This is a genomic window from Agrococcus lahaulensis DSM 17612 (assembly GCF_000425105.1).
In the GTDB taxonomy this organism is placed as follows: domain Bacteria; phylum Actinomycetota; class Actinomycetes; order Actinomycetales; family Microbacteriaceae; genus Agrococcus; species Agrococcus lahaulensis.
Window position 1 is genome coordinate 274,571 of sequence record NZ_KE384303.1, and the last position, 19,576, is coordinate 294,146.

Here is a 19,576-nt window from a genome sequence, read left to right on the forward strand (position 1 = left end):
CTCGTCTCATCGACAGGAGGAAGCCATGGCAGAGAACCCCCGGGCGAGGAAGATCGCCGACCGCATCCGCGAGATCACGGTGCGCGCCCTCGAGCGCGAGGTGCGCGACCCGCGGCTCGGCTTCGTCACCATCACGGATGTGCGGGTGACGGGCGACCTGCAGCACGCGTCGATCTTCTACACGGTGTACGGCACCGACGAGGAGCGCGACGAGACGGCGAAGGCGCTCTCGAGCGCCAAGGGCGTCGTGCGGCGCGAGATCGGCAAGGGCCTCTCGCTGCGCCTCACGCCGTCGATCGAGTTCCACCTCGACGCGCTGCCCGAGAGCGCGGCGTCGATCGAGCACCTGCTCGACGAGGCGCGGCAGCGCGACCTCGCGGCGCAGCGGGCGGCGGAGGCTGCCGAGTACGCCGGCGAGGCCGACCCGTACCGCAAGCCGAAGGACCAGGACGAGGACGAGACGGCCGCGAGCTGAGCCCCTCGGCGGGCTGAGCCGCGACAGGCTCAGCCCGCCGCGACGTCCGCGAAGCGGAGGCTGCGCGTCGCGAGGTCGGCCTCGGTCAGCCGCGCGCGGATGCGCTCGCCCGGCGACGCCTCCGTCTCGCACATCGCCTCGGTCGGCGGGTCGATGAGCTGGATCGTCGCGCCCTCCTTCCGCGACTCGACGACGACCGCGTCGAACTCCTCGCCGACCCGGTGCCGCAGCACCGCGATCTCCACCGCGTCGACCGACTCGCGCTCGAGCGCACCCGCGATGCGGCTCGAGTCCTGCATGATCTCCGGCAGCCCCTCGAGGCCCTCCGCCGCCCAGCCGGGCACCTCCCGGCCGTTCGCGATCGCCTCGCAGTGCGCGAGCACGTAGCGGTCGACGAGCCGCCGCAGCGGCGCGGTCGCGTGCGCGTACGGGGCGCCGATCGCCGCTTGCACCCAGTCGGACGCATCCGCCGCTCCGTCGATCACGCGATAGGAAGCACCGCGGAAGAGCCGCCTCGCGGCCTGCAGGATCGCGAGCGTCGACGGCGCCGAGCGGTCGAGCCGCCGCAGGAAGTCGCCGTAGTGCTCGTCCTCGCGCCACGGCTCGCCGATCGCGGCGACCTCGGCGCGGAAGGCGCGCACATCCGCTTCGGGCGGGCGCGGCATCGTGCGGAGGATCCCCGCGCCCGCGCCGAGCATGAGGCTCGCGGCCTCCATGCCGGTCATGAGCGAGAGCTGCGCGTTCCAGCGCTCGACGGGCAGCAGCTCGCGGCGCACGAGGCGGTACTCGTCGCCGTCGCGCTCGATCTCCTCCTCGGGCATGTCGAGGCTCGCACCGCCCCGCTCCGCCTCGAGCGCGATGCGCAGCTCACCGACCTCGCGCAGCAGCCCGAGCATCGCGTCGCCCTCCTCGAGGAGCCGCTGCGCCTCGGCGTAGCTGCGCTGCGCGCGCGAGCGCACCCGCGCGCGCTCGAGGCCGACCTGCCGGGCGCGACCCGACGCATCCAGCCGGAACGACCACACGTAGGCCGCGCGCACCTCGCCCGCGAGCAGGCTCGCCGCGCCCTCGCTCACGACCGGCGGGTGCAGCGGCACGCGACCGTCGGGCGCGTACATCGTCTGCCCGCGGCGGCGCGCCTCGGCGTCGATCGCGCCGCCGGGCTCCACGAACGCGGCGACGTCGGCGATCGCGTAGTGCACGACGAAGCCGTCGCCGTCGCGCTCGACGTGGAGCGCCTGATCGAGGTCGGTCGAGCCCTCCGGGTCGATCGTGATGAACGGGATGCCCGTGCGATCGGCATCCGGCAGCCGCGGCGCGGCGGCGAAGGCCTCCGCCTCGGCGATCGCGGCGGGCGGGAAGGCCGCGTCGAGCCCGAGCTCGTCGCGGATCGCCTCGAGGGCGGCGGCGAGGTCGTCGCTCGGGGCGGTGACGCGCTGGTGTCGAGCCGGCATGCCGCTCAACCTATCCAGCGCGGCCCGAGCGTCAGTCGGGCAGCCGCACCGCGTCGCCCTCGCGCACGACGAGGCCGTCGGCGGCGAGCGAGGCGAGCGCGCGCTCGAGCTGATCGGCGTCGTGCCACAGCGCGTGCAGCTCCGCGGGGGAGAGCGGCACGTCGACGGCGCGGAGCGCGCGCAGCACCGTGCCGCGCGCCTGCCGGTCGCTGCCCTCGAACCGCGATTGCCTCGGCGCCCGCTTGCCCTCGAAGGGCGGGTAGCCCGCGGCCCGCCACGCGCACGCGTCGGCGATGGGGCACTCGTCGCACCGGGGTGCGCGAGCGGTGCAGACGAGCGCGCCGAGCTCCATGAGCGCGATGGAGACGACGGATGCGTCGGCAGGGGCCTCGGGCAGCAGCCCCTCGACGTCGGCGAGGTCGCGCTTCGCGGCGGGCCCCGCCGCGCCCCGACCGTGCACGGCGCGCGCGACGACGCGGCGCACGTTCGTGTCGACGACCGGGTGCCGGTCGCCGAAGTGGAAGACCGCGACCGCGCGCGCCGTGTAGTCGCCCACACCGGGCAGCGCGAGCAGCGACGCGACGTCGCGCGGCACCTCGCCGCCGTGCCGCTCGACGATCGCGCGTGCCGTGTCCTGCAGGCGCAGCGCTCGCCGCGGGTAGCCGAGCGTGCCCCACTGCCGCAGCACCTCGTGGGTCGGCGCGTCGGCGAGGTCGGCGGGCGTCGGCCAGCGCGCGAGCCAGCGGTCGATCTCGACCGCGACGCGCGCGGCTTGCGTCTGCTGCAGCATGACCTCGCTCACGAGCGTGCCCCACGCGTCGAAGTCGGGCCGCCGCCACGGCAGGTCGCGGGCACTCGACCGGTACCAGTCCGCGAGCGCGGTCGTGGAGCGGTCGCCGAGCATCCCGCCAGCGTAGACGCGCGGCGCGGTCCTGCCCTGCCGACGGGCGCCTCGATAGCGTCGAGGCATGACCCACGCTGAGCCGACGCCGCCCGCCCAGCCGCCGCAGCCGCATCCGCCGATGTGGCACGCGGCGCCGCCCGCGGTCGACCTCGCGGCGGCCGCGACCGCTGCGCGCGGTCGCAGCCTCGCGCCCGATCTCGCGCGCGGGCTCATGCTCCTGCTCATCGCGCTCGCGAACGTCCCGTGGCTGCTCCACGGCCGCGAGCACGGGCTGACGAACGCGCACCAGGTGGGCCACGACGGCGCCGACCTCGGCTACCAGCTCTTCTCGCTCGTCGCGATCGACGGGCGCTCCTACCCGCTGTTCGCGTTCCTGTTCGGCTACGGCATCTGGCAGCTCTACAGCCGCCAGTCCGCGGCCGGCACGCCGTGGCGCGATGCGCGGCGCATCCTGCAGCGGCGGCACGCGTGGATGGTCGCGATCGGCGCGGTGCACGCGCTGCTGCTGTGGTTCGGCGACATCGTCGGCGCCTACGGGCTCACGGGGCTCATCGTCGTCGCGCTGCTGCTGCGCCGCTCCGACCGGGTGCTGCGGATCGTCGCGTGGGTGCTCGCGGGCCTGCTCGCGGTCTTCGCGCTCTTCAGCCTCGCGAGCGGGCTGCTGCTCGGCTCGGGCATCGCGGGCGACGTCTCGGCCTTCGCCGGCGGCGCCCTCCCGACGCCCGCGGGGGAGCCGAGCTACCCGTGGTTCGCGCTGCAGAGCCTCGGCCTGTGGTTGCTCGCGACCCCCGGGCAGCTGCTCTCGCTCACCGTGCCGCTCGCGATCGTGCTCGGCATGCTCGCGGCTCGTCGGGGCCTGCTCGACCGTCCGCGCGAGCACCGCCGCGCGCTCTTGGGGCTCGCCGTCGCCGGCATCCCGATCGGCTGGGCCGGCGGCGCGCTCGCCGCGGCGCAGCACGCGGGTCTCGTGCTCGAGCCGGCCCTCTCGTGGGGCACCATGGGGGTCTCGACCCTCACGGGCGTCGCGGGCGGCGTCGGCTACGCGGCGCTCTTCGCGCTCGCCGCGGCTGCCATCGGCGAGCGGCGCGGCATCGTCGTGCGCGCGCTCACGGCTGTCGGCAAGCGCTCGCTCTCGAGCTACCTGCTGCAGTCGGTGCTGCTCGTGCCGGCGCTCGCCGCGTGGGGCTTCGGTCTCGGCGCGACCCTCACTCCGCTCGCGGCGGCCGGTGTCGCGATCGCCGCGTGGCTCGTGAGCGTCGTCGTCGCGCTCGTGCTCGAGGCGCGCGGCGAGCGCGGCCCCGCCGAGGCGCTGCTCCGGCGCCTCGCCTACGGCTCGCGGCCCGTCGCGCCGCCGACGCCCGTCGCGTGAGCGCCTAGGCTGACGCCATGATCGACCGCTCGCTGCTCATGAAGGCCGCCTCCTGGACGCCCGAGCAGAAGGCGCTCTACACCGACCTCGTCGACCAGCTGCTGCGCCGCAATCCGCGCGGTCGCCGGCTCGTCGCGGTCGAGGGGCGCGACGGCGTCGGGAAGACGCACTTCGCGGATGCCCTGCAGGTCGCGTTCGCGCGCGCGGGCGTCGAGGCGTTCCGGGCGAGCGCCGACGACTTCCACCGGCCGCAGGCGTTCCGCTACCGGCAGGGACGCGATTCGCCGAAGGGCTACTACGAGGACGCGTTCGACGTCGAGCTGCTCGACCGCGTGCTGCTGCACCCGTTCCGGATGGGCGGCTCGACCGGCTTCGTGACGCGCGCCTTCGACCTTCGCGCCGATCGCGCCGTCGAGATGGAGTGGGAGACGGCGGGCCCCGACGTCGTGCTCATCGTCGACGGCGTCTTCCTGCAGCGGCCGGCGCTCGCGGGCAAGTGGCACGCGGTCGTCTACCTCGACGCGGACGAGCGGACGAGGGGCGAGCGGATGCGGGCTCGGGACGGCGCGCATCCCGACCCGCGCCACGAGTCGCACCGCCGCTACCGGGAGGCGCACGACCTGTACGAGCGGGCGGTGAACCCGCGTCGGAAGGCGGCCTTCATCGTCGACAACAGCGACTGGCGCCGCCCGGTGCAGGTGTTCGCCGACTCCTGCTGACTAGGCGAGCTGCCGCACGACCGACGCGGGCAGGAAGCGGCCGGAGCGCTCGACCTCGTGCACGAGCTCGACGAGCGCCGCGTTCACGGGCGCCTGCCGGCCCGCGCGCGCCGCCGCGTCGACGACGGCGCCGTTGATCATGTCGACCTCGGTCGGCTGGCCCCGCCGGATCGACTGCTGCGTCGAGCCGAGGTTCGGCACCTCGCCGAGCCGCTCGCGGATGCGCAGCGGCACCTGCTGCGCGACGCGGTGCGGCGCCCACGCGAGCAGTCGCACGAGCAGCGGCGAGAGTCCCTGCATGGGCTGGAAGCGCACGCCGCTCGCGAGCCCGACGCGCGCGCACTCCCGCATCGAGGCAACCATGACGCGCCGCAGCCCCGGGTCGCCGATGACGTCCTGCACCGAGTGGCCGACGATCGCGGGGATCGCGTTCACCATGTTGATGAGCAGCTTCGTCCACTGCGAGCCCTCGAGGTCGGCGGTCGGCTCGATCGGCATCACCTCGCCGAGCAGCGCCGCGAAGCGCTCGCCCTCCGGCCCGCCGACGATCGTCGCGTTCGCGGCCGTGACGGTCACGACGCCCGGCTCGAGCGAGTTCGCGGCGATGAGCGAGAGCGCGCCGGCGACGCGCTCGTGCCCGAGCAGCCGCCCGGCGGTGCGCTCGCCGTAGAGCCCGTTCTGGGCGACGAGCATGGGCACGTCGCTCAGGTGCTCGAGGTTCGCCTCGAGCGCGTCTGCGGTGCCGGTCGCCTTGACGGCGAGGATCGCGACGTCGGGCGCCTCCCGGAGCCGCTCGAGCGCCGTCACGGCGGCGGTGTGCGTGCCGAAGCCGCCGCGGAGCCGCAGCCCGTGCTCGCGCATCGCCTCGAGGTTCGCGCCGCGCGCGGTGACGGTGACGTCGTGCCCTGCGGCCTGCAGCAGCGCCGCCATCGTGCCGCCGATCGCGCCGGCGCCGATCACGGCGACGCGCTGCCGTGCGGGCGGGGCCTCGTCGATCGCCATGCCGAGAGGCTATCGCCGCGCGGGGCGCTCGCCGTCAGGGGTGGCGGACGTGACGGCGATCGGGCACGGTGGAGCGGAGGGGGAGCGATGACGGGGTCCAGCGGGGCGCGGCGGCTGACCGCGAAGCGCTTCCACCAGCACGAGGGCGTCGAGGACTGGCGCGTGCTCTACCTCGGCGCGCACGCCCACTACGCGTGCGACTCGTTCGCGCACGCGGTGCGGCTCGTCCGCGCGATCGGCGACGTCGCCCAGGCCGTCGGCCACGAGCCGGACGTCGACATGCGGCCCGACGGCGTCACCGTGCGCACCGCGACCGGGCGCGACGGCAGCCTCGGACCGCTCGACGTGCAGCTCGCGCAGGGCGTCGCGAAGGCCGCGAGGCGAGAGGGCTGCCGCCCAGTCCCGTCGCGGCTCATGGCCATCGGCATCGCCGTCGCGCAGGATCGCGGCGCCGACGTGCGCCCCTTCTGGTCCGCGGTGCTCGGCTACGAGCCGATCGGCGCCGATGACGCGGTCGATCCGCAGCGGCGGAGCCCGCACGTGTGGTTCCACGAGCTCGACCCGCCGAGGCCCGGCCGCGGGCGCGTGCACATCGATGTCTCGGTGCCCGCCGACGCGGTCGAGCGTCGCGTCGCGGCGGCGCTCGCGGCCGGCGGCAGGCTCGTCGAGCGCTCGCCGCGCGGCTGGTGGACGATCGCGTCGCCCGAGAACCACGGCGTCGACATCACCGCGTGGCCCGACGTCGAGGACGAGGATGGCGGCGCCCAGGAGTCGACCGGGACGAGCGTCTAAACTCTCCTGGTGCCCTCCGATCCCGACGCCCCCGACGGCATCCTGCTCGTCGACAAGCCGCAGGGCATCACGAGCCACACCGCGGTGGGCCGCGCGCGCCGCGCGCTCGGCACCCGCAAGGTCGGCCACGCGGGCACGCTCGACCCGATGGCGACGGGCCTGCTCATCCTCGGCGTCGGCCCCTCGACGCGGCTCCTGACGCACATCGTGGGGCTCGACAAGACCTACACGGCCACGATCGCGCTCGGCACGGCGACGACGACCGACGACGCCGAGGGCGAGGAGACGACGACCGCGGATGCGTCGCACCTGACGCGCGACGACCTCACGGCCCCGATGGCGGCCCTCAAGGGCGAGATCGAGCAGGTGCCCTCCTCGGTGAGCGCGATCAAGGTCGACGGCGAGCGCGCCTACGCGCGCGTCCGCGCGGGGGAGGAGGTCGAGCTCGCCGCCCGGCCCGTGACGGTCTCGCGCTTCGAGGTGCTCGGATTCCGGCCCGGCGTGCGCGCCGAGGTCGACGTCGTCGTCGACTGCTCGAGCGGCACCTACATCCGCGCGCTCGCGCGCGACCTCGGCGCGGCGCTCGGCGTCGGCGGGCACCTCACCGCGCTCCGCCGCTCGCGCATCGGCCCGTTCGACGTCGAGGGCGCGCCGCTCGCGGACGCGCTGCCCGACGGCGCCCGCGCGCTGCTCGAGCCGCCCGCCCGGGCCGCCTCCCGCATTCTGCCCGTCGCCCTGCTCGACGACGAGCGCGCCGCGAACCTCGCGCACGGCCGCCGCACCGTCGCGCTCGAGGGCGAGCGCGGTCTCGTCGCGGCCGTGCACGGCGACCGGCTCGTCGGCATCGCGCGCGCCGAGGGTCGGCGGCTGCTGCCCGTGACGAACTTCCCGACCGGGGGCGCCTCGTGATCAGCTGGCTCATGCTCGCCCAGGCGATCGCCTTCGCGGTCATCGGCGCGACCGTCGCGATCATCGGGCTCATGAAGCGCCCGTTCAACGACTTCGTGCTCGGCGCCGCGGCGCTCACGCTGCTCGCGCTCGTCGTGCAGGCGATCGCGTCGATCGTCGCGCCGTTCACGGGCGCGGGCCCGACGGGCGACCTGCTCGAGTACTGGACCTACCTGCTCACCGCCCTCGTCATCCCGCCCGGCGCGGTGCTGTGGGCGCTCGTCGACAAGAAGGGGCAGTGGTCGACCCTCATCGTCGGCATCGGCATCCTCGCGTGCGCCGTGATGGTCTACCGCATGCACCAGATCTGGTTCGTGCAGATCGCGTGAGCCGCCGAGCGGGCGGGACGGCGGCGCGGGATCGCTAGACTCGACCGAGTGAATGAGCGCAAGCACGCCGGCATCGGACGAGTCCTCATCGCGGTGTACGCGGTGCTCGCGATGGCCGCGACCGGACGCTCGTTCGTGCAGATCGTCCAGCGCTTCGACGAGGCACCGCTCGCGTACTCGCTGAGCGCCGTCGCCGCCGTCGTCTACATCGTCGCGACCGTGGCGCTCGCGAGCCCGAGGGATGCGTGGCGTCGCGTCGCGCTCGCGGCCGTCTGCTTCGAGCTCGTCGGCGTGCTCGTGGTCGGCACGCTCTCGCTCGTCGCGCCCGAGCTCTTCGCGCACGACACCGTGTGGAGCCGCTTCGGCATGGGCTACCTCTTCATCCCGGCCGTGCTGCCGTTCCTCGGTCTGTGGTGGCTGCGCGCGAGCAGCGAGCGGGTGCCGGCGTGAGCGACCTCGTCGAGCGCGGGCTCGGCTGGGTCGAGCAGCTCGAGGCGGTGCCGAGCGCCGTCACGATCGGCAAGTTCGACGGCGTGCACATCGGGCACCGGCGCATCCTGCAGCAGCTCCGCTCGATCGCCGAGGCCGAGGGCCTCGTGCCGACCGTCGTCACCTTCGACCGCAACCCGCTCGAGGTCGTGCGGCCCGACCGCGCGCCGCTGCCGCTCGTGTCGCTGCGCCACAAGGTCGAGCTGCTGCGCGATGCGGGAGCCGACCGCGTCATCGTCATCCCCTTCACCGCCGAGACGGCCGCGCAGCCGGCCGAGGAGTTCTCGCAGCGAGTGCTCTTCGACGGGCTCGGCGCGCGCGTGCTGCTCGTCGGCGAGGACTTCCGCTTCGGGCACCGCGGTGCGGGTGACGCGGCGATGCTGCGCGCGCACGCCGAGCCGCGCGGCGCTCGCGTCGAGTCGATCGACGACATCTGCTTCGCCGACGGCCGCCGGGTCTCGTCGACCTGGATCCGCGAGGCGCTCAGCCTCGGCCGCATCCAGGAGGCGAACTCGATGCTCGGCCGCCGGCACGTGCTCCGCGGCGACGTCGTGCGCGGCTTCCAGCGCGGCCGCGCGCTCGGCTACCCGACCGCCAACCTCGGCACGCCCGTCGAGGGCTTCGTGCCCGCCGACGGCGTCTACGCCGCGATCGCCCGCGTCGACGCGGGCGCCTTCCCCGCGGCGGTCTCGATCGGCGACAACCCGACGTTCGACGGCGTCGCCGCGAAGACGGTCGAGGCCTACCTGCTCGACGTCGACCTCGACCTCTACGACCGGCCGATCGAGCTGGAGCTCATCGACTTCGTGCGCTCGATGCATCGCTTCGAGAGCCTCGACGAGCTCGTCGCGCAGATGGGCCGGGACGTCGAGCGCACGCGCGAGCTCGTCACGGCCGCGACCGCCTGACGAGCGGTGGCGACCGCGCCGGAGCGGCGCGGGGCCCCGGTCGGTAGACTGCCGTGACCCATCCGCCGCCCCGATCCGCGGGCGCGGCCCGGCCAGGGCAAGAAGGAACAGCGTGACATCGACCAGCGCAGCGCTCGCGCCCGCAGAGCGCGCCGTCCAGCTGCTCGGCAGCGACCTCTCCGAGGTGGCGCTCCGGCAGCACCTCGAGGGGCTCCCCGCCGTCGACGCGGTCGGCCTCGAGGCCCGCGCGGCACGCTTCGGCACCCGCTCGATCAAGACGACGTCGAAGGCGCAGGCCCTCGACCTCGCCATCCGCATGATCGACCTCACGACCCTGCAGGGCGCCGACACGCGCGGCAAGGTGCGCTCCCTCGTCGCGAAGGCGCTCGTGCCCGACGCGAGCGACCCCTCGACGCCCCGACCGGCGGCCGTGTGCGTCTACGGCGACATGGTGGGCCACGCCGTCGAGGCGCTCGGGCCCGCGTGGAGCGCCGGCAAGGACGACGGCATCAACGTCGCCGCGGTCGCGACCGCGTTCCCCGCCGGCCGCGCGAGCATCGAGGTCAAGCTGCAGGACACCCGCGACGCCGTCGCCGCGGGCGCCGACGAGATCGACATGGTGATCGACCGCGGCGCGTTCCTCGAGGGCAACTACGGCAAGGTCTTCGACGAGATCGTGCTGACGAAGGAGGCGTGCCGCCGCGCCGACGGCTCCTACGCGCACCTCAAGGTCATCCTCGAGACCGGCGAGCTCTTCACCTACGACAACGTGCGCCGCGCCTCGTGGCTTTCGATCCTCGCGGGCGGCGACTTCATCAAGACCTCGACCGGCAAGGTGCAGCCCGCGGCGACGCTCCCGGTGACGCTCCTCATGCTGCAGGTCGTGCGCGACTGGGAGCGGCTCACGGGGGAGCGCATCGGCGTGAAGCCCGCGGGCGGCATCTCGACCGCGAAGGACGCGATCAAGCACCTCGTCGCGGTCGCCGAGACGTGCGGCGAGGCGTGGCTCGACCCGAAGCTCTACCGCTTCGGCGCCTCGAGCCTGCTCAACGACGTGCTGCTCCAGCGTCAGAAGCTCACCACCGGCCGCTACTCCGGCCCCGACTACGTCACGATCGACTGAAGGCACCATGGCATTCCTCGACTACGCGCCGGCTCCCGAGTCGACGTCCATCCTCTCGCTGCGCGAGGACTACCGCCTCTGGATCGGCGGCGAGTGGGTGACGGGCGGCGGCGAGCCGTTCGCCTCCGTCTCCCCGAGCACCGAGCGGCAGATCGCGACCTTCGCGTACGCCGACGAGGGCGACGTCGATGCTGCGGTGCGCGCCGCACGTGCCGCCTTCCGCGACACGTGGGGCCCCATGTCCGGCCGCGACCGCGGCAAGTTCCTCTTCCGCATCGCGCGCATCCTGCAGGAGCGCGCCCGCGAGCTCGCGGTCGCCGAATCGCTCGACAACGGCAAGCCCATCCGCGAGACGCGCGACGCCGACATCCCGCTCGTCGCGCAGTGGTTCTTCCACTGCGCCGGCTGGGCCGACAAGCTCGACCACCTCGGGCTCGGCGCCGCGCCGCAGCCGCACGGCGTCGCCGCGCAGGTCATCCCGTGGAACTTCCCGCTGCTCATGCTCGCGTGGAAGGTCGCTCCGGCCCTCGCCGCGGGCAACACCGTCGTGCTGAAGCCCGCCGAGACGACGCCGCTCACCGCCATGCTCTTCGCCGAGGTGTGCGAGCAGGCCGGGCTCCCGGCCGGCGTCGTCAACCTCGTGACGGGCGACGGCGCGACGGGCGCCGCGCTCGTGCGCCACCCCGACGTCGACAAGGTCGCCTTCACGGGCTCGACCGCCGTCGGCCGCGAGATCGCGAAGGCGCTCGCGGGCACGAGCAAGAAGCTCACGCTCGAGCTCGGCGGGAAGGGCGCGAACATCGTCTTCGACGACGCGCCGCTCGACCAGGCGATCGAGGGCATCGTCGACGGCATCTTCTTCAACCAGGGGCAGGTGTGCTGCGCCGGCAGCCGGCTGCTCGTGCAGGAGAACGTGCACGACGCCGTGATGGACCGCCTCAAGGAGCGCATGGCGACGCTCCGGGTGGGTGACCCGCTCGACAAGAACACCGACGTCGGCGCGATCAACTCGAGCGAGCAGCTCGAGCGCATCACGCGGCTCGTCGACCGCGGCGTCGCCGAGGGCGGCGAGGCCTGGAGCCCCGCGTGCGAGCTGCCGCAGGAGGGCTACTGGTTCGCGCCCACCGTCATCACCGGCGTCGAGGCGTCGTCGACGATCGCGCGCGAGGAGATCTTCGGGCCGGTGCTCTCGGTGCTGACCTTCCGCACGCCCGACGAGGCGATCGCGAAGGCCAACAACACGCCCTACGGCCTCTCGGCCGGCATCTGGAGCGACAAGGGCTCGCGCGTGCTCGCGATCGCCGACAAGCTCCGCGCGGGCGTCGTGTGGACGAACACGTTCAACAAGTTCGACCCCGCGAGCCCCTTCGGCGGCTACAAGGAGTCGGGCTACGGCCGCGAGGGCGGCGTGCAGGGCATGCAGGCGTACCTGAAGGCAGGCGAGCGATGACCACGACGACGAAGACCACCACGCGCCTCGACGTGCCGAAGACCTACAAGCTCTTCATCGGCGGCGGCTTCCCGCGCAGCGAGTCCGGACGCGTCACCGAGGTGCGCGACGGCGAGGGCCGCTTCGTCGCGAACGTCGCGAAGGCGTCCCGCAAGGATGCGCGAGAGGCCGTGCGCGCGGCCCGCAAGGCCCAGCCGGGCTGGGCGGGCGCGACCGCGTACAACCGCGGGCAGGTGCTCTACCGCGTCGCCGAGGTGCTCGAGGGCAGGAAGGCGCAGTTCGTCGACGAGCTGCAGCGCACGGAGGGCCTCTCGGCCGCGCGCGCTCGCGCGCAGGTCGAGGAGGCGATCGACCTGTGGGTGTGGCACGCCGGCTGGACCGACAAGATCGCGCAGGTCGCGGGCTCCGCGAACCCCGTCGCCGGCCCGTACTTCAACATCTCGGTGCCCGAGCCGACGGGCGTCGTCGCGATCGTCGCGCCGCAGTCGCAGGGCCTGCTCGGCCTCACGTCGGTCGTCGCGCCCGCGCTCGTGATGGGCAACGCGGTCGTCGTCGTCCCCGCGGCGTCGTCGCCGCTCGTGGCGATCTCGCTCGCCGAGGTGCTCGCGACGAGCGACCTGCCCGGCGGCGTCGTCAACGTGCTCACGGGCGACCCGGCCGAGCTCGCGCCGTGGCTCGCGAGCCACGCCGACGTCAACGCGCTCGACCTCACGGGCGCGGGCGACCTCGACTGGGTCGCGCTCGAGGTCGCCGCGGCCGACACGCTCAAGCGCGTCATCCGCCCCGAGCCCGGAATCGCGCCCGAGACGCCGCAGCGCATCCTCGCCCTGACGGAGACGAAGACCGTCTGGCACACCAAGTCGCGCATGTAGCGGCGGGCATGTCGGTCTCGCACGAGCACGGTCACGGTGCTCACCACGGGGCCGCGGCCGGCTCGCGCCGGCTCGCGGTCGCGTTCGGCATCACGGCCGCGCTCTTCGCCGCGCAGGTCGTCGGCTCGATCGTCACGGGATCGCTCGCGCTGCTCGTCGACACCGTGCACATGCTCACCGACGTCGTGGGGCTCGGCATCGCCCTCGGCGCGCAGCGGCTGCTGCAGCGGCCGGCGAGCGGTCGCCGCACGTGGGGGCTCGTGCGCGTCGAGGTGCTCGCCGCGGCCGCGCAAGCTGCGGCGCTGCTCATCGTCGCGCTCGTCGTGGTCGTCGAGGGCGTGCGACGCATCGCCGAGCCGACCGAGGTGCCGGGGCCGCTGCTGCTCGTCTTCGGCGCGGTCGGCCTCGCGGGCAACCTCGTCGCGCTCGCGGTGCTCGCGGGCGGCCGCGGCTCGAGCCTCAACCTGCGGGCGGCGTTCCTCGAGGTCGTGAACGACGCGATCGGCTCGGTCGCGGTCATCGCGGCGGCCGTCGCTATCTGGCTGTGGGGCTTCCAGCAGGCCGACCTCATCGCGAGCGCGCTCGTCGCCGTGCTCATCGTGCCGCGCTCGATCGCGCTGCTGCGCGACAGCGGGCGGATCCTGCTCGAGTCGACGCCGCAGGAGCTCGACCTCGACGACGTGCGAGCCCACCTCATGGAGGTCGAGCACGTCATCTCGGTGCACGACCTGCACGCGTCGACGCTCGGCACGGGACTGCACCAGCTCACGGCGCACGTCGTGGTCGAGGAGTCGTGCTTCGCCGACGGGCACGCGCCGCGCGTGCTCGATCTCCTGCAGGAGTGCGCCGCGGAGCACTTCCCGCTCTCGCTCGAGCACGCGACGTTCCAGCTCGAGCCGCCCGGCCACGCCGACCACGAGCCGCACCTCCACGCCTGAGCGCCGTCGCGGCTGGGTGGTACCGATGTGTCGCTCGCCGCGGGCGCAGGCGACGATTCGGTACCACCATCGCGGCTGGGTGGTACCGGTGTGTCGCTCGGCGCGGGCGAAGGCGACGATTCGGTACCACCGTCGCGACTGGGTGGTAGGCATGCGTCGGCCGGCGACGCGTCGTACCGTCAGCGCTCGGGTGCCGGGAGCGCGCTCGCGAAGTCGACCCACCGCATCCGCTCGACGACGCCGTCGGCAGCCGCCGCGAGCCGCTCGTCGTCGGTCACGAGCACGTCGGCCTGCAGCGATGCGACGGCGAGCAGCTCGGCCGGCCCGATCTCGGCCCAGTCGAGCCGCGCGGCGATGCGCCACGCGACCGACCGCGAGACGCGGTCGGCGAGCAGCCGCACCTTGAGCGCTGCGATCGCCTCGAGCTGCGCACGGCCCTCGGCCTCGTCGAGCGTGCCCGCGCGCACCTCGTCGTAGAGCAGCTGCATCGCCTGCGAGCGCAACGCCCCGGTGCTGACGAGGGAGTGCTCGCCGACGTCGACGCGCTCGCGCACGATCCGCAGGGCCGTCGGTGCGTCGATCGCGAAGCGGGTCATCAGCAGCTCGACTCGATGAGGTCGGCGTACCAGCGGCAGCCGGCGAGCCACGTGTCGACCCGGATGCGCTCGTCGCGCGCGTGCAGCGTCAGCCGCTCCTCGCGCGTCATCTCGAACGGCGCGAAGCGGTAGACGCGGTCGGTCACGCGGTGCGCGTGGCGGCCGTCGGTGCCGCCGAGCATGACGTACGGCACGGTCTGCACATCGGGCCGAGCGCGAGCGATCGCGGCCTCGATCGCGTCCCAGCCGGGACCGTCGGAGGGGCTCTCGGGGCTCGGCCCGTGCCCGTGCAGCACTTCGAGCTCGACGCCCGGGTCGGCGATCGCGCGCCGCACGTGCTCGAGCGTCTCGTCGACCGAGGAACCGAGCGCGATGCGCGCGTTCACGACCGCGGTCGCCTCCTCGGCGAGCGCGTTCGGCGCCGCCGCGCCCTGCAGCTGCGTCACGACCGCGGTGGTCGCGAGCATCGCCCGCGTCTCGTCGCCACGCGCGAGGATCCGCTCGACGAGCGGCCGAGCCCGCCGCACCCGCCGCAGCACCGCGCCCTGCGCGCCCGGCGCATCCGCCCCGAGCAGCTCGAGCATGCGGAGCGCCGGCTCGGGCAGCGAGCGGGGGAAGGGGGAGCGGTCGAGCCGCCGGATGGCGCGCGCGAGCCGCGACGTCGCCGGCAGCCGCGGCGGCGTCGACGCGTGCCCGCCCACCTGGGCCACGCGCATCCGGATGTTCGCGAAGCCCTTCTCGGCCACTCCGACGACCGCGACGTCGCGCGAGAGCCCCGTGATCGGCGGCTCGATGATCGCGCCGCCCTCGTCGAGCGCCCACGCGGGCCGCACGCCGCGCGCGTCGAGCTCGGCGATCGCCGTCGCGGCGCCCGTACCCATCGTCTCCTCGTCCTCGCCGAAGACGAGCCACACGTCGCGCGCCGGCGCGAAGCCGGCCTCGAGCAGCGCGTCGATCGCGACGCAGATCGCGACGAGCGAGCCCTTGTCGTCGAGCGTGCCGCGCCCCCACACGTGCGTGCCGTCGCGGTGGCCGGAGTAGGGCGGATGCGTCCAGCCGGCTTCCGGGGCGGGCACGACGTCCTGGTGGGCCATGAGCAGCGCCGAGCGGCCCTCGCCGCGGCCCGGCCAGCGCGCGAGGATCGTGTCGCCGACGAGCTCGAGCTCGAGCGCGGCGAAGAGCCGCGGGAAGCGCTCCTCGAGCGCGGCCCGGAACGCGGGCAGCTGCTCGGGGCGCTCGGTAGGCACGCGCACGAGCGCGACGAGGTGGTCGACGGCGTCATCGGCGATCAGCACGTCGGCAGGCTATCGCCGCGACCGACGCCGCCGCGTGCCACTACCGTGGAGGCCGAGCCGAAGGAGGCCGGAAGTGTCCGTCGAGCACAACACCCGCGAGATCGAGGACGGGGTCGTCACCGACCTGCGCCAGCGGATGACCTACGGCTCCTACCTGGGCCTCGACACGCTGCTCGCGTCGCAGCACCCGCGCAGCCGCCCCGAGCACCACGACGAGATGCTCTTCATCATCCAGCACCAGACGACCGAGCTGTGGCTGAAGCTCGTCATCCACGAGCTCGACGACGCGCGCCGGCTGCTCGCGGCCGACGACCTCGGCGCGGCGCTCAAGCGCATCGCGCGCGTCAAGCACATCCAGGAGGTGCTGACGCAGCAGTGGTCGGTGCTCGCGACCCTCACGCCCACCGAGTACGCGCAGTTCCGCGGCGCGCTCGAGGGCGCGTCCGGCTTCCAGAGCGCGCAGTACCGCATGGTCGAGTTCGCGCTCGGCAACAAGCACGAGCGGATGCTGCAGGTCTTCGAGTCGAGCCCCGAGGAGCACGCGGCGCTCGCGGCCGAGCTCGAGCGCCCGAGCCTCTACGACGAGTTCCTGCGCTTCCTCGCGCGCCACGGCCACGACGTGCCGGCCGAGGTGCTCGAGCGCGACGTCACGAGGGCGCACGTCTACACCGAGTCGCTCGTGCCGGTCCTCCAGCGCATCTACGAGGGCGCGGCCGAGCCCGGCGCGGCCGACTGGCGCGCCTACGAGACGTGCGAGGAGCTCGTCGACCTCGAGGACAACTTCCAGTTCTGGCGCTTCCGGCACCTCCGCACCGTGACTCGCACGATCGGCCGCAAGACCGGCACGGGCGGCTCGAGCGGCGTCGACTTCCTCGCCCGCGCGCTCGACCTGACGTTCTTCCCCGAGCTCTACGCCGTCCGCACGCGGATCGGCGCGTGACCGCACCGGTCGTCGCCCGAGTCGCGCACGCGCGCATCGGCGGTCGGTGGGTGACGGATGCGGTGGTCGAGCTGAGCGCGACCGGCATGCGGCTCGTGCCGGAAGACAGGGCGCCGCGGCGCATCGCGCGCATCGAGGGTGCGCTGCTGCCGCCGCTCACCGACGCGCACGTGCACGTCGGGCTCTGCGCGGCGACGCGAGGCGAGCCGACCGCGCTCGGTCGCGTGCTCGACCTCGGCTGGGCGCCGAGCGAGCTGCCGGGGCTCAAGCGCGCCGTCGAGACCGCGCACCGGGGCGTCGAGGTGCGATTCGCCGGGCCGTTCCACGCGGCCGTCGGCGGCTATCCGTCGGATCGCTCCTGGGCACCGCCGGGATCCGTCGTCGAGCTCTCGACCCCGACCGAGGCAGTGCGCGCGGTGCGCGCCCAGGTGCAGGCTGGCGCAGCGGCGATCAAGATCACGCTCAGCAGCGACGACGGGCCCGTCCTCGGCGACGAAGCGCTGGCCGCGCTCGTCGCCGAGGCGCGCGCGGCCGGGCTCCCGGTCGTCGCCCACGCGCGCGGCGCGGGGCAGGTGGAGCGAGCGATCGCAGCCGGCGTCGACGTGCTCGCCCACGCGCCGTGGACCGAGCGCCTCGACGAGGCGGTGATCCGCGAGGCCGCGACCCGGCAGACGTGGATCTCGACGCTCGCGATGCACGAGCGCGACGGCGACGGACGAGCCCTGGCTCGCGCGACCGACAACCTGGCCCGCTTCGCTGCGGCGGGCGGGTCCGTCGCGTACGGCACAGACCTCGGCAACGGGCTCGACCGCTTCGACCTCGACCCGGCCGAGGTCGCCGCGCTCCGCCGGGCCGGCATCGACGGCAGCGCGCTCGTCGACGCGCTGCTCGCGGAGCGGCTGCTCCCGCCCGGCCCGATGATCGGCATCGTCGCGGCCGACGTCGTCGACGACGAGTCGCTGCTGGCCAGCCTGCACCGCGCTCGATCGCTGCCCTACACCTGGTTCGACCTGGAGGCATCCGCATGACCGACCTCGCCCGACGCGCCGCCGAGCTCGACGCCGCCGACCCGCTCGCCGAGCACGCCGACCGCTTCGTCCGCGGCGGCGACGTCCTCGCCTACCTCGACGGCAACTCGCTCGGACGGCCGCTCGCGTCGCTCCCCGAGCGCTTCGGCGACTTCATCGCCCGCGACTGGGGCGAGCGGCTCATCCGCTCGTGGGACGAGCAGTGGATGCGTCGGCCGTACGACCTCGGGGACCGCATCGGCGCGCTCGTGGGCGCGGGCCCCGGGCAGGCGTTCGTCGGCGACTCGACGACCGTGCTGCTCTACAAGCTCGCGCGCGCGGCCGTCGACGCGCAAGCGCAGCACGGCCGCACCGAGATCGTCATCGACGACGACAACTTCCCGAGCGACCGCTTCATCGTCGAGGGCATCGCCGCCGAGCGAGGCTGCACGATCCGCTGGATCGAGGCGGACCCCGCCGCCGGCGTCTCGCTCGAGCAGGTCGAGGCGGCGGTGGGTGAGCGAACGGCGCTCGTGCTGCTGAGCCACGTCGCCTACCGCTCGGGCTTCGTCGCCGACGTCGCCGGCATCACGCGCGCCGCGCACGACGCGGGCGCGCTCGTGCTGTGGGACCTGTGCCACTCGGCAGGCGTCATCCCCGTCGGCCTCGACGAGCACGGCGTCGACCTCGCGGTCGGCTGCACCTACAAGTACCTGAACGGCGGGCCGGGCGCGCCCGCCTTCGGCTACGTGCGCGCCGACCTGCACGAGCGGCTCGAGCAGCCGATCCAGGGCTGGATGGGCGCGGCCGACGTGTTCGCGATGGGGCCTCGCTTCGAGCCCGCCGCCGGGCTCGGCCGCTTCCTGAGCGGCACGCCGCCGGTGCTCGCGACCGTCGCGCTCGAGGCGATGGTCGAGCTCGTCGAGGCGGTCGGCATCGACGCCGTCCGGGCGAAGTCCGTCGCGCTCACCGACTTCGCCGAGGCCGCGCTCGCCGAGCACGTGCTGCCGCTCGGCGCGCGGCTCGCGAGCCCGCCCGCCGGGCCGCACCGCGGCAGCCACCTGACGGTGACGCATCCGTCGTTCCGGGAGGTCAACGCGAGGCTGTGGGAGCGGGGCGTGATCGGCGACTTCCGCGCGCCCGACGGCATCCGCATCGGGCTCTCGCCGCTCTCGACGACGTTCGCGGAGGTCGAGGTGGGCGTCGCCGCCCTTGGGGAGGAGCTGCGCCGGGCGCTGCAGCGGTCGGGGGAGGGCCGCTAGCCGCGGATGACCTCGTGCACCGCGACGGCGGCGTCGACGGCCTGCTGGCCCGTGAACGCCGCGTCGCCGCCGTCCCAGCCGACCGAGACGGTCTCGAACTGGTCGAACAGGTTGACGGTGCCCGAGAACGGCTCGCTCAGCACGGGCGGCTCGCCGACGCCCATCACGAACAGGCCGCGCTCGTTCGCACCCGCGTCGGGCACCATGAGGCGCGAGCCCGAGAGCGCGACGAGCTCGTCGGGGGAGAAGGTGATGCCGCTCAGCGTGAGCCGGAGCGTGTCGTCGCCCGCCGTCCACGCGCACTGCCGCTCGACCGCGACGTCCTCCTGATCCTGCGCGTCGCTCGCCGCCTGGTCGAACGAGAGGCCGCTCGTGAGCTCGGCAACCGCGCCCTCGATCTCGGCGCACTCGGGGAACTCGGTCGGCGGCGCGATGGGGTAGCCCTCGGGCGCGTCGGGATCGCCCTCGGCCGTGACCGGCGACTCGCTCGCTCCCGGGAGCGGCCCGAGCGCGGTCGGTGCCGGCGTGGGCTCGGCGCTCGGCTCCGGCGCGGTCGACGAGCAGCCGACGAGCGCGAGCGCGGCGAGGGCGGCGAGGGGGAGGGTCAGGCGATGCACCCCAGCACGATACCCGCGTCGCCCATGCGCGCGGGCTAGGCTCGGGGTCGGGAGAACCCCGCCCCCACGCACGCCACCGCGCCCGATCGG

Annotated in this window: 21 protein-coding genes; 15 read left to right on the forward strand and 6 right to left on the reverse strand. The window is 74.4% G+C overall.

Features of this window, described 5'->3' with window-relative positions:
- Positions 1-25: 25 nt before the first annotated feature.
- Complete coding sequence (rbfA, locus tag H508_RS0110695) at positions 26-475, forward strand: 30S ribosome-binding factor RbfA (RefSeq protein ID WP_026374053.1); 450 nt, start codon at positions 26-28, stop codon at positions 473-475.
- 29 nt (positions 476-504) lie between these two features.
- Here rbfA and H508_RS0110700 read toward each other — a convergent pair whose 3' ends face one another.
- Positions 505-1,926 carry an RNB domain-containing ribonuclease gene (locus H508_RS0110700; protein ID WP_026374054.1) on the reverse strand — a complete coding sequence of 474 codons (1,422 nt, stop codon included), beginning with the start codon at positions 1,924-1,926 and terminating at the stop codon, positions 505-507.
- 31 nt (positions 1,927-1,957) lie between these two features.
- Entirely contained in the window at positions 1,958-2,830 is an 873-nt protein-coding gene (locus H508_RS0110705; protein WP_026374055.1) for an HhH-GPD family protein, read from the reverse strand.
- Positions 2,831-2,894: 64 nt separating this feature from the next.
- Between H508_RS0110705 and H508_RS0110710 the strand changes: the two genes are divergently transcribed.
- Together H508_RS0110710 and H508_RS15915 are read left to right on the forward strand one after the other, a co-directional pair.
- Positions 2,895-4,199: a DUF418 domain-containing protein gene (locus H508_RS0110710; protein ID WP_245569505.1), complete on the forward strand. Its 1,305-nt coding sequence runs from the start codon at positions 2,895-2,897 to the stop codon at positions 4,197-4,199.
- Positions 4,200-4,216: 17 nt separating this feature from the next.
- Positions 4,217-4,918 (forward strand): nucleoside/nucleotide kinase family protein, encoded by a 702-nt coding sequence (locus tag H508_RS15915; protein ID WP_051223266.1) that lies wholly within the window; start codon positions 4,217-4,219, stop codon positions 4,916-4,918.
- Here the strand turns inward: H508_RS15915 and H508_RS0110720 are convergent, their stop codons facing one another.
- Positions 4,919-5,920, reverse strand: a complete 1,002-nt coding sequence (locus H508_RS0110720; RefSeq protein ID WP_026374057.1) for a ketopantoate reductase family protein — start codon at positions 5,918-5,920, stop codon at positions 4,919-4,921.
- Positions 5,921-6,007: 87 nt separating this feature from the next.
- On the opposite strand from H508_RS0110720, the gene H508_RS15920 reads away from it, so the two are divergent.
- The 9 genes from H508_RS15920 (at position 6,008) to H508_RS0110765 (ending at position 13,769) form a co-directional block, all read left to right on the forward strand.
- A complete protein-coding gene (locus H508_RS15920; protein WP_051223268.1) occupies positions 6,008-6,712 on the forward strand; it encodes a VOC family protein in 705 nt (234 codons plus the stop codon).
- A 9-nt stretch (positions 6,713-6,721) separates the two neighbouring features.
- The gene (truB, locus tag H508_RS15925) at positions 6,722-7,621 is read left to right on the forward strand and encodes a tRNA pseudouridine(55) synthase TruB (protein ID WP_035254756.1); all 900 of its coding nucleotides are present in this window, start codon (positions 6,722-6,724) and stop codon (positions 7,619-7,621) included.
- The gene (locus H508_RS0110735) at positions 7,618-7,989 is read left to right on the forward strand and encodes a hypothetical protein (protein WP_245569506.1); all 372 of its coding nucleotides are present in this window, start codon (positions 7,618-7,620) and stop codon (positions 7,987-7,989) included. Before truB ends, H508_RS0110735 begins: the two co-directional genes overlap by 4 nt.
- Positions 7,990-8,100: 111 nt before the next feature.
- Entirely contained in the window at positions 8,101-8,439 is a 339-nt protein-coding gene (locus H508_RS0110740) for a hypothetical protein (protein WP_245569522.1), read from the forward strand.
- On the forward strand, positions 8,436-9,386 hold the full coding sequence (locus H508_RS15930) for a bifunctional riboflavin kinase/FAD synthetase (RefSeq protein ID WP_245569507.1): 951 nt from the start codon (positions 8,436-8,438) through the stop codon (positions 9,384-9,386). Before H508_RS0110740 ends, H508_RS15930 begins: the two co-directional genes overlap by 4 nt.
- A 112-nt stretch (positions 9,387-9,498) precedes the next feature.
- Positions 9,499-10,509: a deoxyribose-phosphate aldolase gene (gene deoC / locus H508_RS0110750; protein ID WP_026374060.1), complete on the forward strand. Its 1,011-nt coding sequence runs from the start codon at positions 9,499-9,501 to the stop codon at positions 10,507-10,509.
- Between the two features lie 7 nt (positions 10,510-10,516).
- The gene (locus H508_RS0110755; protein ID WP_026374061.1) at positions 10,517-11,959 is read left to right on the forward strand and encodes an aldehyde dehydrogenase family protein; all 1,443 of its coding nucleotides are present in this window, start codon (positions 10,517-10,519) and stop codon (positions 11,957-11,959) included.
- Complete coding sequence (locus H508_RS0110760; protein WP_035254758.1) at positions 11,956-12,831, forward strand: aldehyde dehydrogenase family protein; 876 nt, start codon at positions 11,956-11,958, stop codon at positions 12,829-12,831. Before H508_RS0110755 ends, H508_RS0110760 begins: the two co-directional genes overlap by 4 nt.
- Before the next feature lie 8 nt (positions 12,832-12,839).
- Positions 12,840-13,769 carry a cation diffusion facilitator family transporter gene (locus tag H508_RS0110765; RefSeq protein WP_026374063.1) on the forward strand — a complete coding sequence of 310 codons (930 nt, stop codon included), beginning with the start codon at positions 12,840-12,842 and terminating at the stop codon, positions 13,767-13,769.
- Positions 13,770-13,948: 179 nt separating this feature from the next.
- Here the strand turns inward: H508_RS0110765 and H508_RS15935 are convergent, their stop codons facing one another.
- On the reverse strand, positions 13,949-14,365 hold the full coding sequence (locus H508_RS15935) for a hypothetical protein (RefSeq protein ID WP_051223270.1): 417 nt from the start codon (positions 14,363-14,365) through the stop codon (positions 13,949-13,951).
- Entirely contained in the window at positions 14,365-15,660 is a 1,296-nt protein-coding gene (locus tag H508_RS0110775) for a M20/M25/M40 family metallo-hydrolase (protein WP_245569508.1), read from the reverse strand. Before H508_RS0110775 ends, H508_RS15935 begins: the two co-directional genes overlap by 1 nt.
- Before the next feature lie 73 nt (positions 15,661-15,733).
- Between H508_RS0110775 and H508_RS0110780 the strand changes: the two genes are divergently transcribed.
- From H508_RS0110780 to H508_RS0110790, 3 genes are read left to right on the forward strand one after another with little or no spacing between them, the layout of a single operon-like run.
- The gene (locus H508_RS0110780) at positions 15,734-16,600 is read left to right on the forward strand and encodes a tryptophan 2,3-dioxygenase (RefSeq protein WP_026374065.1); all 867 of its coding nucleotides are present in this window, start codon (positions 15,734-15,736) and stop codon (positions 16,598-16,600) included.
- Entirely contained in the window at positions 16,597-17,628 is a 1,032-nt protein-coding gene (locus H508_RS15940; RefSeq protein WP_051223272.1) for an amidohydrolase family protein, read from the forward strand. Before H508_RS0110780 ends, H508_RS15940 begins: the two co-directional genes overlap by 4 nt.
- Complete coding sequence (locus H508_RS0110790) at positions 17,625-18,869, forward strand: kynureninase (protein WP_026374066.1); 1,245 nt, start codon at positions 17,625-17,627, stop codon at positions 18,867-18,869. The genes H508_RS15940 and H508_RS0110790 overlap by 4 nt, the downstream gene beginning before the upstream one ends.
- On the opposite strand, the gene H508_RS0110795 is transcribed toward H508_RS0110790, so the two are convergent.
- Positions 18,866-19,486 (reverse strand): hypothetical protein, encoded by a 621-nt coding sequence (locus tag H508_RS0110795; protein ID WP_026374067.1) that lies wholly within the window; start codon positions 19,484-19,486, stop codon positions 18,866-18,868. The genes H508_RS0110790 and H508_RS0110795 overlap by 4 nt on opposite strands.
- Between the last annotated feature and the right edge of the window lie 90 nt (positions 19,487-19,576).

Bases quoted from the DNA above. Each gene is read 5' to 3' on its own strand.
- rbfA (WP_026374053.1), top strand. From the start codon at position 26: ATGGCAGAGAACCCCCGGGCGAGGAAGATCGCCGACCGCATCCGCGAG.
- H508_RS0110700 (WP_026374054.1), bottom strand. From the start codon at position 1,926: ATGCCGGCTCGACACCAGCGCGTCACCGCCCCGAGCGACGACCTCGCC.
- H508_RS0110705 (WP_026374055.1), bottom strand. From the start codon at position 2,830: ATGCTCGGCGACCGCTCCACGACCGCGCTCGCGGACTGGTACCGGTCG.
- H508_RS0110710 (WP_245569505.1), top strand. From the start codon at position 2,895: ATGACCCACGCTGAGCCGACGCCGCCCGCCCAGCCGCCGCAGCCGCAT.
- H508_RS15915 (WP_051223266.1), top strand. From the start codon at position 4,217: ATGATCGACCGCTCGCTGCTCATGAAGGCCGCCTCCTGGACGCCCGAG.
- H508_RS0110720 (WP_026374057.1), bottom strand. From the start codon at position 5,920: ATGGCGATCGACGAGGCCCCGCCCGCACGGCAGCGCGTCGCCGTGATC.
- H508_RS15920 (WP_051223268.1), top strand. From the start codon at position 6,008: ATGACGGGGTCCAGCGGGGCGCGGCGGCTGACCGCGAAGCGCTTCCAC.
- H508_RS0110740 (WP_245569522.1), top strand. From the start codon at position 8,101: ATGGCCGCGACCGGACGCTCGTTCGTGCAGATCGTCCAGCGCTTCGAC.
- H508_RS0110755 (WP_026374061.1), top strand. From the start codon at position 10,517: ATGGCATTCCTCGACTACGCGCCGGCTCCCGAGTCGACGTCCATCCTC.
- H508_RS0110760 (WP_035254758.1), top strand. From the start codon at position 11,956: ATGACCACGACGACGAAGACCACCACGCGCCTCGACGTGCCGAAGACC.
- H508_RS0110765 (WP_026374063.1), top strand. From the start codon at position 12,840: ATGTCGGTCTCGCACGAGCACGGTCACGGTGCTCACCACGGGGCCGCG.
- H508_RS15935 (WP_051223270.1), bottom strand. From the start codon at position 14,365: ATGACCCGCTTCGCGATCGACGCACCGACGGCCCTGCGGATCGTGCGC.
- H508_RS0110790 (WP_026374066.1), top strand. From the start codon at position 17,625: ATGACCGACCTCGCCCGACGCGCCGCCGAGCTCGACGCCGCCGACCCG.